The sequence below is a fragment of the Pseudomonas sp. 05N431 genome (assembly GCF_056397005.1).
The window spans coordinates 68,163-82,873 of sequence record NZ_JBFTMN010000005.1; the positions used below are offsets into that span (position 1 = coordinate 68,163).

At 59.3% G+C, this 14,711-nt stretch carries 14 protein-coding genes; 7 read left to right on the forward strand and 7 right to left on the reverse strand.

Features of this window, described 5'->3' with window-relative positions:
* Window positions 1-4 precede the first annotated feature (4 nt).
* The 6 genes from pqqA (at window position 5) to AC1DIG_RS11105 (ending at window position 5,173) form a co-directional block, all read left to right on the forward strand.
* A complete protein-coding gene (gene pqqA, locus AC1DIG_RS11080; RefSeq protein WP_003194766.1) occupies window positions 5-79 on the forward strand; it encodes a pyrroloquinoline quinone precursor peptide PqqA in 75 nt (24 codons plus the stop codon).
* Between the two features lie 85 nt (window positions 80-164).
* Window positions 165-1,076: a pyrroloquinoline quinone biosynthesis protein PqqB gene (gene pqqB, locus AC1DIG_RS11085; RefSeq protein ID WP_477767342.1), complete on the forward strand. Its 912-nt coding sequence runs from the start codon at window positions 165-167 to the stop codon at window positions 1,074-1,076.
* Between the two features lie 127 nt (window positions 1,077-1,203).
* The gene (gene pqqC, locus AC1DIG_RS11090) at window positions 1,204-1,956 is read left to right on the forward strand and encodes a pyrroloquinoline-quinone synthase PqqC (RefSeq protein ID WP_477767343.1); all 753 of its coding nucleotides are present in this window, start codon (window positions 1,204-1,206) and stop codon (window positions 1,954-1,956) included.
* Window positions 1,953-2,228: a pyrroloquinoline quinone biosynthesis peptide chaperone PqqD gene (gene pqqD / locus AC1DIG_RS11095; RefSeq protein ID WP_103315900.1), complete on the forward strand. Its 276-nt coding sequence runs from the start codon at window positions 1,953-1,955 to the stop codon at window positions 2,226-2,228. Before pqqC ends, pqqD begins: the two co-directional genes overlap by 4 nt.
* Window positions 2,200-3,375: a pyrroloquinoline quinone biosynthesis protein PqqE gene (gene pqqE / locus AC1DIG_RS11100; protein WP_477767344.1), complete on the forward strand. Its 1,176-nt coding sequence runs from the start codon at window positions 2,200-2,202 to the stop codon at window positions 3,373-3,375. Before pqqD ends, pqqE begins: the two co-directional genes overlap by 29 nt.
* Entirely contained in the window at window positions 3,341-5,173 is a 1,833-nt protein-coding gene (locus AC1DIG_RS11105; RefSeq protein WP_477767345.1) for a S9 family peptidase, read from the forward strand. The genes pqqE and AC1DIG_RS11105 overlap by 35 nt, the downstream gene beginning before the upstream one ends.
* An 80-nt stretch (window positions 5,174-5,253) precedes the next feature.
* On the opposite strand, the gene AC1DIG_RS11110 is transcribed toward AC1DIG_RS11105, so the two are convergent.
* From AC1DIG_RS11110 to AC1DIG_RS11125, 4 genes are all read right to left on the reverse strand, one after another.
* Complete coding sequence (locus AC1DIG_RS11110) at window positions 5,254-5,574, reverse strand: helix-turn-helix domain-containing protein (RefSeq protein WP_019693952.1); 321 nt, start codon at window positions 5,572-5,574, stop codon at window positions 5,254-5,256.
* The gene (locus AC1DIG_RS11115) at window positions 5,567-5,923 is read right to left on the reverse strand and encodes a type II toxin-antitoxin system RelE/ParE family toxin (protein ID WP_477767346.1); all 357 of its coding nucleotides are present in this window, start codon (window positions 5,921-5,923) and stop codon (window positions 5,567-5,569) included. The genes AC1DIG_RS11110 and AC1DIG_RS11115 overlap by 8 nt, the downstream gene beginning before the upstream one ends.
* Window positions 5,924-6,177: 254 nt before the next feature.
* Window positions 6,178-7,455: an aspartate aminotransferase family protein gene (locus AC1DIG_RS11120; protein WP_477767347.1), complete on the reverse strand. Its 1,278-nt coding sequence runs from the start codon at window positions 7,453-7,455 to the stop codon at window positions 6,178-6,180.
* Window positions 7,452-8,150 carry an MOSC domain-containing protein gene (locus AC1DIG_RS11125; RefSeq protein ID WP_477767348.1) on the reverse strand — a complete coding sequence of 233 codons (699 nt, stop codon included), beginning with the start codon at window positions 8,148-8,150 and terminating at the stop codon, window positions 7,452-7,454. The genes AC1DIG_RS11120 and AC1DIG_RS11125 overlap by 4 nt, the downstream gene beginning before the upstream one ends.
* A 101-nt stretch (window positions 8,151-8,251) precedes the next feature.
* On the opposite strand from AC1DIG_RS11125, the gene AC1DIG_RS11130 reads away from it, so the two are divergent.
* Complete coding sequence (locus AC1DIG_RS11130) at window positions 8,252-9,181, forward strand: LysR family transcriptional regulator (protein ID WP_477767349.1); 930 nt, start codon at window positions 8,252-8,254, stop codon at window positions 9,179-9,181.
* Between the two features lie 235 nt (window positions 9,182-9,416).
* On the opposite strand, the gene AC1DIG_RS11135 is transcribed toward AC1DIG_RS11130, so the two are convergent.
* From AC1DIG_RS11135 to AC1DIG_RS11145, 3 genes are all read right to left on the reverse strand, one after another.
* The gene (locus tag AC1DIG_RS11135) at window positions 9,417-11,195 is read right to left on the reverse strand and encodes an acyl-CoA dehydrogenase C-terminal domain-containing protein (RefSeq protein WP_123581214.1); all 1,779 of its coding nucleotides are present in this window, start codon (window positions 11,193-11,195) and stop codon (window positions 9,417-9,419) included.
* A gap of 220 nt (window positions 11,196-11,415) precedes the next feature.
* On the reverse strand, window positions 11,416-13,212 hold the full coding sequence (locus tag AC1DIG_RS11140; RefSeq protein ID WP_477767350.1) for an acyl-CoA dehydrogenase C-terminal domain-containing protein: 1,797 nt from the start codon (window positions 13,210-13,212) through the stop codon (window positions 11,416-11,418).
* 90 nt (window positions 13,213-13,302) lie between these two features.
* A complete protein-coding gene (locus tag AC1DIG_RS11145; RefSeq protein ID WP_477767351.1) occupies window positions 13,303-14,592 on the reverse strand; it encodes a GGDEF domain-containing protein in 1,290 nt (429 codons plus the stop codon).
* Window positions 14,593-14,711 lie beyond the last annotated feature (119 nt).

Here is a 14,711-nt window from a genome sequence, read left to right on the forward strand (position 1 = left end):
TTTTATGACTTGGTCCAAACCTGCTTACACCGACCTGCGTATCGGCTTTGAAGTCACCATGTACTTCGCCAGCCGTTGATACTGCCCTTGGGTAGAACATGCGGTACAACGCCTCGGCCCGTCCGGGGCGTTTTTATTTTCAGCGTTGAAGTGATGGAGCAACCATGTTTGTCCAGATTCTAGGTTCCGCCGCTGGCGGCGGTTTTCCGCAGTGGAACTGCAACTGCGTGAACTGCGCAGGTTTTCGCGACGGCAGCCTGCGGGCTGAGGCACGCACTCAGTCGTCCATTGCGATTTCCGATGACGGCGTGAACTGGGTCCTGTGCAACGCTTCGCCGGACATTCGCGCACAGCTCCAGAACTTCGCTCCGATGCAACCGGGCCGCGCCCTGCGTGACACCGGCATCAGCGCGATCATCCTGATGGACAGCCAGATCGACCACACCACCGGCCTGCTGAGCCTGCGCGAAGGCTGCCCGCATCAGGTCTGGTGCACCGACATGGTCCATGAAGACCTGAGCACCGGTTTCCCGCTGTTCACCATGCTCACCCACTGGAACGGCGGATTGAGCTGGAACCGCATCGAGCTCGACCAGAACTTCAGCGTCCCGGCCTGCCCGAACCTGCGTTTTACTCCATTGCCACTGCGTAGCGCCGCACCGCCCTACTCGCCACATCGCTTCGACCCACACCCGGGCGACAACATCGGGTTGATCGTCGAAGACCTGCAAACCGGCGGCAAGTTGTTCTATGCACCAGGGCTGGGCAAGGTCGATGCGCCGCTGCTGGAGATCATGGCGGGCAGCGATTGCCTGCTGGTGGACGGCACGCTGTGGGACGACGATGAGATGCAGCGCCGTGGCGTCGGCACCCGCACCGGCCGGGAGATGGGCCACTTGGCACAGAACGGCCCCGGCGGCATGCTCGAAGTGCTGGAGCAACTGCCACAGCTGCGCAAAGTACTTATCCACATCAACAACACCAACCCGATCCTCGATGAGGACTCGGCCGAGCGCGCCGAACTGGTTCGGCGCAATGTTGAAGTGGCTTACGATGGCATGAGTATTGTGCTGTAGCGGATGCCCTCATCGCGAGCAAGCTCGCTCCCACATGAGACAGCGCTATCCTGCTGGAGCGAGCTTGCTCGCGATGAGGCCAGAGCAAACACCACAGAATCCAACGGTTATTCCCCGGAGAACCGAAATGACTGACACACCACTCTCCCCCGCCGAGTTCGAACAGGCGCTTCGGGCGAAGGGCGCCTACTATCACATCCATCACCCGTATCACGTGGCGATGTACGAAGGCAGGGCAACCCGCGAGCAAATCCAGGGCTGGGTCGCCAACCGCTTCTACTATCAGGTGAATATCCCGCTCAAGGACGCGGCGATTCTGGCCAACTGCCCGGATCGTGAAGTCCGTCGCGAGTGGATTCAGCGCCTGCTCGACCACGACGGCGCGCCCGGTGAAGACGGCGGCATCGAGGCCTGGTTGCGTCTCGGCCAAGCCGTTGGCCTGGACCCGGAGCAACTGCGTTCCCAGGAGTTGGTGTTGCCCGGCGTGCGTTTCGCAGTGGATGCCTACGTCAACTTCGCCCGTCGGGCCAATTGGCAGGAAGCCGCCAGCAGCTCGCTGACCGAACTGTTCGCACCGCAAATCCACCAGTCGCGCCTGGACAGTTGGCCGCAGCATTACCCGTGGATCGATCCAGCCGGTTATGAGTATTTCCGCACCCGGCTGGGTCAGGCGCGGCGTGATGTCGAGCACGGTCTGGCGATCACCCTGCAGCACTACACCACGTATGAAGGCCAGCAGCGCATGCTGGAAATTCTCCAGTTCAAACTGGACATCCTTTGGAGCATGCTCGATGCCATGAGCATGGCTTATGAACTGAATCGCCCGCCTTATCACAGCGTGACCGAGCAACGGGTCTGGCATAAAGGGATCGTCTTATGAGTTTCGACCGCAGCAAGACCCCGAGCTGGCGTCCCGGCTACCGCTTTCAGTACGAACCGGCGCAAAAAGGCCATGTGCTGCTGTACCCGGAAGGCATGATCAAACTCAACGAAAGCGCCGCGCTGATTGGTGGCCTGATCGACGGTAAGCGTGACGTCGCGGCGATCATTGCCGAACTGGACGCCCAGTTCCCCGGCGTACCCGAACTCGGTGACGACATCGAGCAATTCATGGAGGTCGCCCGTGCAGAGCACTGGATCGAGCTTGCCTGAATCAGCGGCGCTGCCATTGCCGTCCAAACCCGAGATCGGCCTGCCGCTGTGGCTGCTCGCCGAGCTGACCTACCGCTGCCCGCTTCAATGCCCCTACTGCTCGAACCCGCTGGACTTCGCCGAACAAGGCAAAGAGCTCAGCACCGAGCAGTGGCTCAAGGTATTTCGCGAGGCGCGGGAAATGGGCGCGGCGCAGCTGGGCTTTTCTGGCGGCGAACCGCTGGTGCGTCAGGATCTCGCCGAGCTGATCGCCGAGGCTCGCAAACTGGGCTTCTACACCAACCTGATCACCTCGGGGATTGGTCTCACCGAGCAGAAAATCAGCGACTTCAAGAAGGCTGGTCTCGATCATATCCAGATCAGTTTCCAGGCCAGCGATGAACAGGTGAATAACTTATTGGCCGGTTCGAAAAAAGCCTTCGCCCAGAAGCTCGAAATGGCCCGCGCAGTGAAAGCCCACGGCTACCCGATGGTGCTGAACTTCGTCACCCATCGGCACAACATCGACAAGATCGACCGCATCATTGAGCTGTGCATTGCCCTGGAAGCCGACTTCGTCGAACTCGCCACCTGCCAGTTCTACGGCTGGGCCCAGCTCAACCGCGTCGGGTTGCTGCCAACCAGGGAACAGCTGGTGCGCGCCGAGCGCATCACCAACGAATACCGCGCCAAACTCGAAGCCGAAGGTCACCCGTGCAAGCTGATCTTTGTCACCCCGGACTACTACGAGGAACGCCCCAAAGCCTGCATGAACGGCTGGGGCAGCATTTTCCTGACCGTGACCCCGGACGGCACCGCCCTGCCGTGCCACGGCGCACGGCAGATGCCGGTGCAATTCCCGAACGTGCGCGATCACAGCATGCAGCACATCTGGTACGACTCGTTCGGCTTCAACCGCTTTCGCGGTTACGACTGGATGCCGGAGCCGTGCCGCACCTGCGACGAGAAAGAAAAGGACTTCGGCGGCTGCCGTTGCCAGGCCTTCATGCTCACGGGTGATGCGAGCAACGCCGACCCGGTGTGCAGCAAGTCGCAACATCACGGCGTGATCCTCAAGGCCCGCGAAGAAGCCGAGTACGCCACCCAGACCATCGAACAATTGGCCTTTCGCAATGAACGAAACTCACGCCTCATCGTTAAAAGCTGAACCCTTGAGCGCCCTCAAAGCTGTCGCGGCCGGTGTCGATTTCACTGACTTGTGCGTTGGCGCTCAGGGTTTGTTCTGGAATGAGTACCGCCCCGAAGATGGCGCCTGCCGAATCTGGCACTGGCGCGACAACACCGCCCATTGCCTGACTCCGCCGGGGTTCAGCGCGCGCAGTCGAGTCTATGAATACGGTGGCGGGTCGTTCTGCTTGAGCGATGATGGCGTGGTCTTCGTCAACGAAACGGATCAGCAGCTGTATCGGCAATCGTTGGCCGGTGAAATACCGCAGGCGCTGACCTTGGGTGAATGCCGTTATGGCGATCTGCAATTTGCCGCTGGGCAGGTACTCGCCGTCGAAGAGCAAGGCAATCAGCATCGCCTGGTGGCCATCGATCTGGCAGACGGTAAACGTCAGCTGTTGGCCGAAGGCGCAGACTTCTACTCGGCGCCGACCTTGAGTCCGGATGCGCGGCGGTTGGCCTGGATCGAATGGAGCCGGCCGCACCAACCCTGGACCGAAACACGCTTGATGGTCGCCGAGCGCGACACCGACGGCGGCTTCGGTCGGCCGCGCTGTGTGGCCGGTGATGTTTCTGAAGAGTCCCTGCAACAGCCTCGTTTCGATGATACCGGCCGCCTGTATTGCCTGACCGATCGCGCCGGATTCTGGCAGCCGTGGGTCGAAACGGGATCAGGTTTGCAGCCGTTGCCCAGCAGTGGCGCCGATCATGCGCCAGCGCCCTGGCAGCTCGGTGGCTGCACCTGGTTGCCGCTTGACGAAAAGAATTACCTGGCGAGCTGGACCGTGGATGGCTTTGGACGCCTCGGATTGTGCTCTGACAATTCCACAGAGGACTTCACCGGCGAGTACAGTCGCTTCCGAAATCTGGCACTGGATCAGGAGTTTGTTTACTGCATCGCGGCTTCGCCGGTCAGCCCTTCTGCGGTAGTCGCCATCAACCGAAAAAGCCATCAAGTCCGGGTGTTGGCTGGCGGAGTGGCTCCGCTGCCCGCCGAGCACATCAGCCAGCCGCAAACACTGCGCTACCCAAGCGGTTCCGGTGAGGCCCACGGTTTCTTTTATCCGGCCATGACCGATGTCGCCAAGCCACCGCTGCTGGTGTTTATTCATGGCGGGCCGACGTCGGCGTGCTACCCGATGCTCGATCCGCGAATCCAGTACTGGACACAACGCGGCTTCGCGGTCGCTGACCTTAACTATCGCGGCAGTAGCGGTTACGGTCGCGCCTATCGGCAGGCGCTGCACCTGAGCTGGGGCGACGTGGATGTCGAAGACGCCTGCGCCGTGGTCGCCTACCTCGCCGGACAAGGTTTGATCGACGGCGATCACGCGTTCATTCGCGGTGGCAGTGCCGGCGGTTACACCACACTCTGCGCGCTGGCATTTCGGGACGTATTCACCGCGGGCGCCAGTTTGTATGGCGTCAGTGACCCGGCTGCCCTGGGCCGCACCACCCATAAGTTCGAAGGTGACTATCTGGACTGGCTGATCGGCGATCCACAGCAGGATGCCGAGCGCTACGTCGCCCGCACACCGCTGCTGCACGCGAGTGAAATTCGCGTGCCAGTGATTTTCTTCCAAGGCGAACTCGACGCTGTAGTGGTACCGCAACAGACCCGCGACATGCTCAAGGCCCTGCAAGACAACGGCATTCCCGCCCTGGCCCATTACTACCCGGACGAACGCCACGGCTTTCGCAAGGCCAGCAATCAGGCCCATGTGCTGGAGCAGGAATGGCGGTTTTATCGCGAGGTGATGGAGCAGAAGAACGCCTGAGCGCAGGCGGGGGACAGAGTGTCTTGAAAAGATCGCAGCCACCGGGCTGCGATCCGGGCTTGCAGCACTTGCCAATCAACTCAGGCCAGTATTTCCAGCCCGTGCTTCTGCACGATGCTCAGCAGCTTCAATGCCATGCCACTGGGGTGCTTGTCGCCCGCTTCCCACTGTTTGACGGTAGAAGCACTGGTATTCAAATAGCGGGCGAACACCGGTTGGCTGACATTGTTACGCTCGCGCAGTTGCTTGATCTGTTCGGCGGGTATCGCCTCAGGCACCTGTGCCAGGCATGACTCATCGAACTGGCGCATGGTGGTCTTGCTGATGGCGCCGATCGACAACAATGCAGTGGCCGAGTCGTGAACCGACTCAAGGGCTTCACTCTTGAACTTCTTACTCATGGTGTACCTCCACAAACTCCCTCATATCCAGCAGTTGCTGGACCTGTGTATCACTCAACCTTTCGTAGGCTTTGGCCAAATCTCGAAAGGCAGCCAACTCCGTTTGGCTGATGTTGCTCTGGTCTTTCTTGGCAAACAGAAACTGGTAAACCCAGTACCGCCCCCCCTTGGCCAGAACAATCGAGCGGTGACGGTTTTCGCTTAAACGCTTTTTCCAAACTCCACCTCCCAGACTGTCTGCCTGCCCTTTAAGCAACTCGCGGAACGCTGACCTGAGCTCGTCATCGCCGATCCAGGCTTTGCCTGCCTGGACGGCAAAACGCTTGGTCTTGAACAGCCTGATCGTCATGGACATCCCTTCCCATTACCATACCACTCAGTGGTATATACTTACAAACCAAGCCATCCGCAGTATCAATGCGTGATGGCATCGGCAGTCCTCGCCGACTCCGTCAAAAAGCCATTGTTCTGGCAATCGCTCAAGCACTGAGTAGGGTTTGGAAAATCGCTGAGACAAAAAAACGCCCCATGCCAAAAGAGTCAGGCATGGGGCGCTGCGTTATACCGCGAGACGGTTAGGAAATTAGAGAAGGGCGGGGCTGTTCAGACCGCAATGCCTTTGCGACATTGAAGTTGGGCCGTGCGCACCCGGGAAAAAGCTCGGGCCAGGCGCAGGAGCATTTCGTCGATATTGGCCTTGCTGACTGTCAGCGCCGGTGTAAACCGCAGGCAATCGGGTTTCGGGGCGCTCAACAGCAAACCTTCGTACAACGCCGCGTTCACCACCGCGTCAGCCGAATCGTCACTCAGTGTCAGTCCCCAGAGCAGCCCCTGACCACGCAGTTCACCGTGCCCGTAACGGTTGGCCAATCGACTCAAGCCTTCGCGCAGATGTTGACCGCTATCGCGCACCTGTTCGAGGAAGCCGTGATCCAGCACGCTGTCCAGAACCGCCAGCGCCGCCGATGCCATCAACGCGTTGCCGTGATGGGTGCCATCCAGCTCGCCCGACTCGAGGCAGCAGGCTTTACCGCGTGCCAGAAGCGCCGCCACTGGCACCCCGCCGCCCAGCCCTTTACCCAGCACAACAATGTCAGCACGCACGCCGTAAAGCTGTTCGGCGAGCAGACCGCCGCAACGGCCAATCCCGGTTTGTACTTCGTCGAGTATCAGCAGGATCCCCAACTCACGGCACAGGCGCTCGACACCTTTGAGGTAATGCTCGGTCGCCGGAACCACCCCGGCTGAACTCTGGATAGGTTCGAGCATGATGGCGACGGTCTGCGCATCCACCGCCGCATGTAGCGCTGGCAAATCATTGAACGGAACGTGGCTGAAACCCGGAAGCTGCGGCTCAAAGCGATTACTCTGACTGTCCGACGCGGCCATGGCCGCAAAGCCGTGACCATGGCAGCTACCGCTGGCCGTAATGATCCGCGAAGCACCACCGCGATGCAGTTGCCCCCACTTACGCGCCAGCTTGATCGCTGCTTCGCAAGCTTCACTACCACTGTTGAGCAGGTAAACCTGATCACTGCCGGTACTGGCGCACAACCGCTCGGCCAGATTGAGTTGGCCACGGTTAAGCAGACCCGACCCCGGATTGATCAGTGTTTGCGCTTGAGCGGCGATGGTATTGATCAGTACCGATGGGCTGTGGCCGAGACTGTTGGCCGCACCGCCTTGGGTAAAATCCAGATACGCGCGGTCGTCACTGTCCCAGAGCCAGGATCCCTGGCCGCGAACGAAAATGTGCCGGGGTCGCTCGACACTGGGCATCAGGCACTCGCTGGAAAGGTTGCCGTGTCTGGAAGGTCGAAAATGCTCCACCACCAGATCATCCAGGCTCGGCTGTTGGCGACGCAGGTTGAACAGGTTCATGCGCGCATTCCCTCAAGCGGCGAACCCAACAGACGCGAAGACCAATCCTCGACGCGCCCGGTGCGCAAGCGTTTGAGTGCAATATCACGCCAGCGCGAAGACAGCGCCGGGCAGTCGACGAGCTTTTTCAAACCGGCATGCTCAAGCGGCTCCCGATAAAAACAGCGCAAGGCCCAGGCCACGGTCAGACCCGGGTAGCTGCGCTGGATCAGCTCGAACGGCTGCTCGGCACTGACAAAACCCGGTTTGAGAACTCGGTAGAACCAGCCACAGCGTCCCGTGTCCTGGGCCAGTTGCGGCAGGATCGGCACGCCCCAGAGATGGCTCAACCGATAGCACGGCGAGCGCGGTTGGCTAACTTGCAACAACGCACCGCCCCAGCGAAACATATCGCCGAGGCACACCTGCTCTTCAGTCAGGCCATGGGTTGAAAGATTTTCACCGAAGGCCGGCGCGTTCCAGTCGACCTGTGGATAACGTTTACGCCAGTAAGCGTAGTGCTCGGCCGGGTAATGATGCAGGGCGCGTTCGGGGCCGGTATGAAAACGCGGATCGCCGTGCTCATCGCTGCCCAGGCCTTGCGGCCACAACCAGAGTCGATTGGCAATCCGCTGTTTGTCCGTATCGCTGATCAAACCCTGCCCGAGGTTTTTTGCCTTGCCTATGTAAACACCATCAACGTAAACGGTATTCATCGCGTTCTTTGGCCCTGTAAGCCTTGTGAATGCGGTTAGACTAGGCTTCTGCCGGGCGCTGAGCCATTTCGATTTTCCAGCTTTTTCGATAAGAATTACTTATGGATTTTAAGCAACTGCGTTATTTCGTCGCGGTGTATGAAGAAGGCCATGTCGGACGGGCCGCCGAACGCCTGTCGATCTCCCAGCCGGCGCTGTCGCAACAGATCCGCCAACTGGAACAAAACCTCGACGTGAGCCTGTTCGAACGCAGCAGTAAACGCCTGCTACCCACGCTGGCCGCGCATACTTTGTACAACCACGCCCTGCCGTTGCTCGACGGTCTGCAGCGTGCGCGCGAGGCCTTGGGCAACTTCAAGGGCCAGGCGTTGCGCACCTTGGCCATCGGTGTGCTGCAAACCGTCCACACCAGCCTGGTACCCAAAATGCTGGAGCGTGTACGCAAGGCGCAACCCCACCTGGTGGTACAAATCTACGAGCTCACGGGGCTGGAAATCGAACGTCGACTGCTCAATGGCTCACTCGACATCGGCATCAGCTATCTGCCGCCGCGCCAACCCGGACTGCATGGCGTTTTGCTCTATGAAGATGAACTGACCCTGGTCATCCCTGCCGATCATCCGTTGCGTGAATTCAAGAAAGTCTCCATGAGTCAGGCAGCGGAGTTGCCGATGCTGTTGCTGGGGGAAGAGTTTCAGGTCCGGCAGATCTGGCAAGGGCAATTGGCCAATCTCGGACGCCGCCCGCAAGTACAGGCTGAACTGAACAACATGGCGGGGATCCTCGACAGTTTGCCCCACACCCGACTGGCCACCGTCCTGCCCGGCCGCTCACAGCAGGAACACGGAAACACGGCACTCTTGTGGAAACCCTTGAGTGAGCCGCGGGTCCCCCTGAAAGTAGGATTGGTCTGTCGCGACGTTCAACGTCAGCAAGCGACGCTGGAGTTGCTGCGCAACCTGCTGGAAGACGTGATGAACGGCCCAACCGGGCGAATGACCAGCCCGACGGTACTCGATGTTCAGGGCTGAATGGCAAAACATAAATCGCAGGCAAAAGAAAACCCCGCCGAAGCGGGGCTTTGCAGACTGTTTCCCTGACATCCATTTCACTCCGCCGTCCTGGCAGAATCCTACGTGTCCGTGTTATTGCTTTGCGCTTCCTGCGCGACGTCCATGTGAAGTAGATTAGCTCTGGATCCAATCCTGTAACAGGGGAAAACAGCAGCACGTCACGTAAGTAAATGCTTACATGACGTTACACTTCTCAGAATTGCGCCGCATCCAACAGGAACAGCGACTCACTACCGGCCTTGACCGAAGCGCTCAGCGAATGAATCCGTGGCAGCAGGCGAGCAAAGTAGAAGCGTGCGGTGCCCAGTTTGCTGGCGTAGAAATCATCCTGCGCCTCCTTGCCAAAGGCTGCCTTGGCCATCAGTGCCCACATGTAAGCGTAGGACACATAGCCAAACACTTGCAGATACTCGACCGAGGCCGCGCCGATTTCGTTCGGGTTATTTTTCACACGGTCCAACAGCCAGGCGGTCAGTTCGTCCAACGTATCGACCGCATCGTTCAACGGCTTGGTGAACTCGGCCAGATCAGCGCTCGCAGTGGCGGTGAAATGACGAATCTCATCAGCAAACAACTTGTAGTACGCCCCGCCGCTCCCGACGATCTTGCGCCCCACCAGGTCAAGCGCCTGAATGCCGTTGGTGCCTTCGTAGATCTGGGTGATCCGCACGTCACGCACCAGTTGCTCCTGGCCCCACTCGCGGATGTAGCCGTGGCCACCGAAAACCTGCTGGCCGTGAACGGTGGTTTCGAGGCCCAGATCCGTGAGGAATGCCTTGGCGACCGGCGTCAGCAAGGCCACCAGGTCTTCGGCGCGTTTGCGGGTGGTCACGTCTTCGCTGAACTTGGCGGTATCCAGTTGCATGGCCACGTAGGTTGAAAATGCACGACCACCCTCGTTCGAGGCCTTCATGGTCAGCAGCATACGACGTACGTCCGGGTGAACGATGATCGGGTCGGCGACCTTGTCTTTGTTCTGCGCCCCTGTCGGCGAGCGGCTTTGCAGACGATCGCGAGCGTATTCAACCGCGTTCTGGTAAGAGCGCTCGCCACTGGCCAGGCCCTGGATACCAACGCCCAGACGCTCGTAGTTCATCATGGTGAACATGGCCGCCAGGCCTTTGTTCGGCTCACCCACGAGGTAACCCACGGCTTCGTCGAAGTTCATCACGCAGGTAGCGGATGCCTGGATGCCCATTTTGTGTTCGATCGAACCGCAGTTAGCCGGGTTGCGCGCGCCGAGACTGCCGTCGGCGTTGACCATGAACTTCGGAACCAGGAACAGCGAAATACCTTTCGGGCCCGCTGGGGCATCCGGCAGTTTGGCCAGCACCAGGTGAATGATGTTTTCAGTCAGGTCGTGTTCACCGCCGGTGATGAAGATCTTGGTTCCGCTGACTTTGTAGGAACCGTCCGCCTGCGGTTCGGCCTTGGTACGGATAATCCCCAAGTCAGTCCCCGCATGCGGTTCGGTCAGGCACATGGAGCCTGCCCAGACACCCGCGTACATGTTTGGCAGGTAAGCGGCTTTCAGTTCTTCGCTGGCGTGAGCGTTGATCGACAGGCAAGCCCCGGCAGTCAGCATCGGGTACAGACCGAATGACAGGCTGGCAGAGTTGACCATTTCTTCGACCTGGGCCGAAACCGCTTTCGGCATCCCCATGCCACCGTAGGACGGATCACCACCGACGCCGACCCAACCGCCTTCAGCATAGGTCTGATAAGCCTGTGGGAAACCTGCTGGCGTGGTGACGGCGCCGTCGCTCCAGTGGCAGCCTTCTTCGTCAGCGGCACGGCTCAGCGGTGCGATGCTTTTGCTGGTGACTTTGCCGGCTTCCTCAAGGATTGCCTCAACGGTCTCGGCATCGACGGTGTCGGCCAGGGCGGGCAGTTCAGCCCACAGTTTGGCAACCTCGAAAACTTCATTGAGGACGAAGCGCATATCGCGCAAGGGCGCTTTGTAGTCAGCCATGGCAAACCTCGTGAGAACTTGAAAAGTGATTCGTGGGATCGGATTTCAGCAAGGTCTTGAGTGTACCCGAACAACTTTTACGATACATAGGGTCAGCTAGTGACTTATTTGTAATTTTTGGTCACTGAAAAAAAGATCACAGCCTGGGGCAACTCCTACAGGTTCACCTGAATTGTAGGAGTTGCCCCAGGCTGCGATCTTTCAGAAGCAGTGCCTTATGTCAGAGCGCAAACAACTCCGCAGGCAGTTTCATCAGACAATCACTGCCCGCTTCGATTGCAGCCTGATGGGTAGTCGTACGTGGCAACAGGCGCTTGAAGTAGAACTCGCACGTGGCCAGTTTGCCCCGGTAAAAATCAGCGTCACCGCTGCCCGCCGCAAGCTTTGCCTGAGCCACCAGTGCCATGCGCAGCCACAGGTAAGCCAAAATGATGTAGCCGCTGTACATCAAGTAATCCAGCGCCGCAGCGCCGACCTCATCCGGATTTTTCATCGCGGCCATACCAACCTTGGTGGTCAACTCGCCCCACTGCCGGTTCAAACCGTTCAGCTGCGCCACATACGCGTTGAGCTGCGGATGTGCGGCATTGGCTTCACAGAATTTGTGAACAATCCTGGTGAACCCGCGCAGCAGTTTGCCTTGGCTACCAAGCACCTTGCGCCCTAGCAAGTCCAACGCCTGAATGCCGTTGGTGCCTTCATAGATGGGCGCAATACGGCAGTCACGCACCAACTGCTCCATGCCCCACTCGCGAATAAACCCATGGCCGCCGAACACCTGCATGCCATGGTTGGTCACTTCCAGGCCGGTTTCGGTCATGAAGGCTTTACAGATTGGCGTCAGGAACGCCAGCAGGTCCTCGGCATCCTGACGCTGGGTTTCGTCGCTACTCAGGTGTGCGACATCGAGCAATTGCGCGGTGAAATAGGTCAGCGCGCGGTTACCTTCGTTGAAGGCTTTCATGGTCAGCAGCATACGCCGTACGTCGGGGTGGACGATGATCGGATCGGCAGCCTTTTCCGGCGCTTTGGGTCCGGTCAGCGAGCGCATTTGCAAGCGATCGTTGGCGTACTCGATCGCGCCCTGGAAGCTCGCTTCACCCAGACACAAACCCTGCATCCCGGTGCCGAGCCGGGCGTGGTTCATCATGGTGAACATGCAGTTCAGGCCCTTGTTCGCCTCGCCAATCAGGAAGCCCTTGGCACCATCGAAGTTCAGCACGCAGGTGGCCGACGCCTTGATGCCCATCTTGTGTTCGATCGAACCGCAGGAAACCCCGTTGCGCTCACCGGCCTCGCCTTGGGCATCGGGCAGGAACTTGGGTACGATGAACAGCGAGATACCTTTGGTCCCGGCGGGCGCATCCGGCAGTTTGGCCAACACCAGGTGAATGATGTTGTCGCTCATGTCGTGCTCGCCGGCGGAGATGAAAATCTTGCTGCCAGTGACCGCATAACTGCCGTCGGCTTGCGGCACTGCGCGGGTCTTGATGATCCCCAGGTCCGTACCGCAATGCGCTTCGGTCAGGCACATGGTGCCGGTCCACTGCCCGGCCGTGAGTTTGCTCAGGTAGGTCTGCTTTTGCTCTTCGGTACCATGGGCATGGATCGCCGACATCGCGCCGTGGGTCAGGCCTGGATACATGCCCCAGGAAGTGTTGCTGGAGCCGACCATTTCACTGATCACCAGCCCCAGTGAAAGGGGTAACCCTTGACCGCCGTAAGTCGGGTCCGCCGCCAGACCATGCCAGCCGCCCTCGACGTACTGCGCAAATGCCTGCCTGAAACCTTTGGGAGTAGTGACCACGCCATTGTCGAAATGGCAGCCCTCTTCATCACCGGAACGGTTTAGCGGTGCCAGCACGTTTTCGCAGAATTTAGCGCCCTCTTCGAGGATCGCGTTGACCATGTCCGGGCTGGCGTCGGTAGCACCGAGGGCCGCGTAACTGGCGTGAAAGTCGAAGACGTGGTCGATCAGAAAGCGCATGTCGCGCAGGGGAGCTTTGTACTCGGGCATGGTCGTTTCTCCGTCAGCAGATCTTCCAAACCTACTGCCGCGAATCGCCCCGAACAATCACAGTCCAGACGCTGAATGCGCCATCATCACTCAACCCGCGGCGCCGTCCATGCGCACCGCGCCGCGGCGGCTTTGCCCGAATGCCATCACGCAGTTTCGCCCCGCGCCCTTGGCACTGTAGAGCGCCTGGTCAGCAGATTTCAGGACTTCTTCCGGGGTCCGCTGTTCCAGTCGCTCGGCGACACCGATGCTCACCGTGACCGAAACGCTTGAAGCGCCAGAGCCCGCACGGCGTTGCCGACCTTGCTGATCGTCTTGCGGACGGCTGTCCTGATTACGCAACTGGATGTTGTAGGAGGCAATTGACTCACGGATGACTTCCAGGTGCGGCATACATTCTTCGAGCGTCTTGGCGGCGAACACCAAGGCGAACTCCTCGCCCCCGTAACGATACGCCCGACCACCGCCGCCGATCTTCGACAACTTGCTGGCCACCAGTCGCAACACCTGGTCGCCGACATCATGCCCGTGGGTGTCGTTGAATTTCTTGAAGTGGTCGACGTCGCTCATCGCCAACACATAGTTGCGGCCAAGACGCTGCATGCGCTCGTTCAAGGCGCGGCGCCCCGGCAGACCGGTCAGCTCATCACGAAAAGCCATTTGATAGGCTTCGTGGGCGACCGCCGCGGCAATCATCAACATCACCTGACTGCACATGATGTTCAGGGTGAACGGCAGGATGAAGGTCTTGGGCAACATCCAGAACAGTCCGAGCAAGCCCACCAGTTGCGCCGCATGCAGCGGCCGTGGGTTGCGCCAGTATTGATACGCCAACAGCACAAAGGACGCGAGGAACACCGGATACGACAACTGGATCAAACTCATCCAGGCACCATGCAACGCCGGCCAGCGTATTTCCGACAGCCACATCAACAACGCCTGTGGGTAACTTTGTTCAAGCCCCAGTGCAACACTGCCGAACGCCAGCAGTACGGCAAAGCGCGCGACCATGTCCTGAAACAGGTGAGTGCGTTCCTGCCAGGCAGCAAACAGCCCGTACAGCAAAGGCAGCAGCAAACAGCAGAGATGGAAAACCACCGCCGCGTCGTCACGCACCTTGCCGTAATCACGGTAGTAATCGGTTTGGGTGTCGAGCAGGTAGTAGGCGATGTACACCGTGACCATCAGAAACAGTTCACGTTGGCGTCGGTAAACCGCGCAGTACGAACCACCGAGCAACAGCACCAGGGTTGGCAGCACGTTGAACAGTGAGGTGAAAAAGACGTTGAGATCCTTGACGTAGGCAGCCGCGAGCCCCGCAAGCAACAACAGTAGTGAGGGCAAAAAGTGACTGAGACGTACAGCGGAAGAACGCGGCAAGGGTAGAGCTCCAGCCCGGCAAAACAATTGATGTCATTGTGCCTGCATTCTGGGCAGTTAAGCACATGCAATGTGACGCGCATCACACCGCACACTCTTTAACGGCAGCAAAAGCGTTC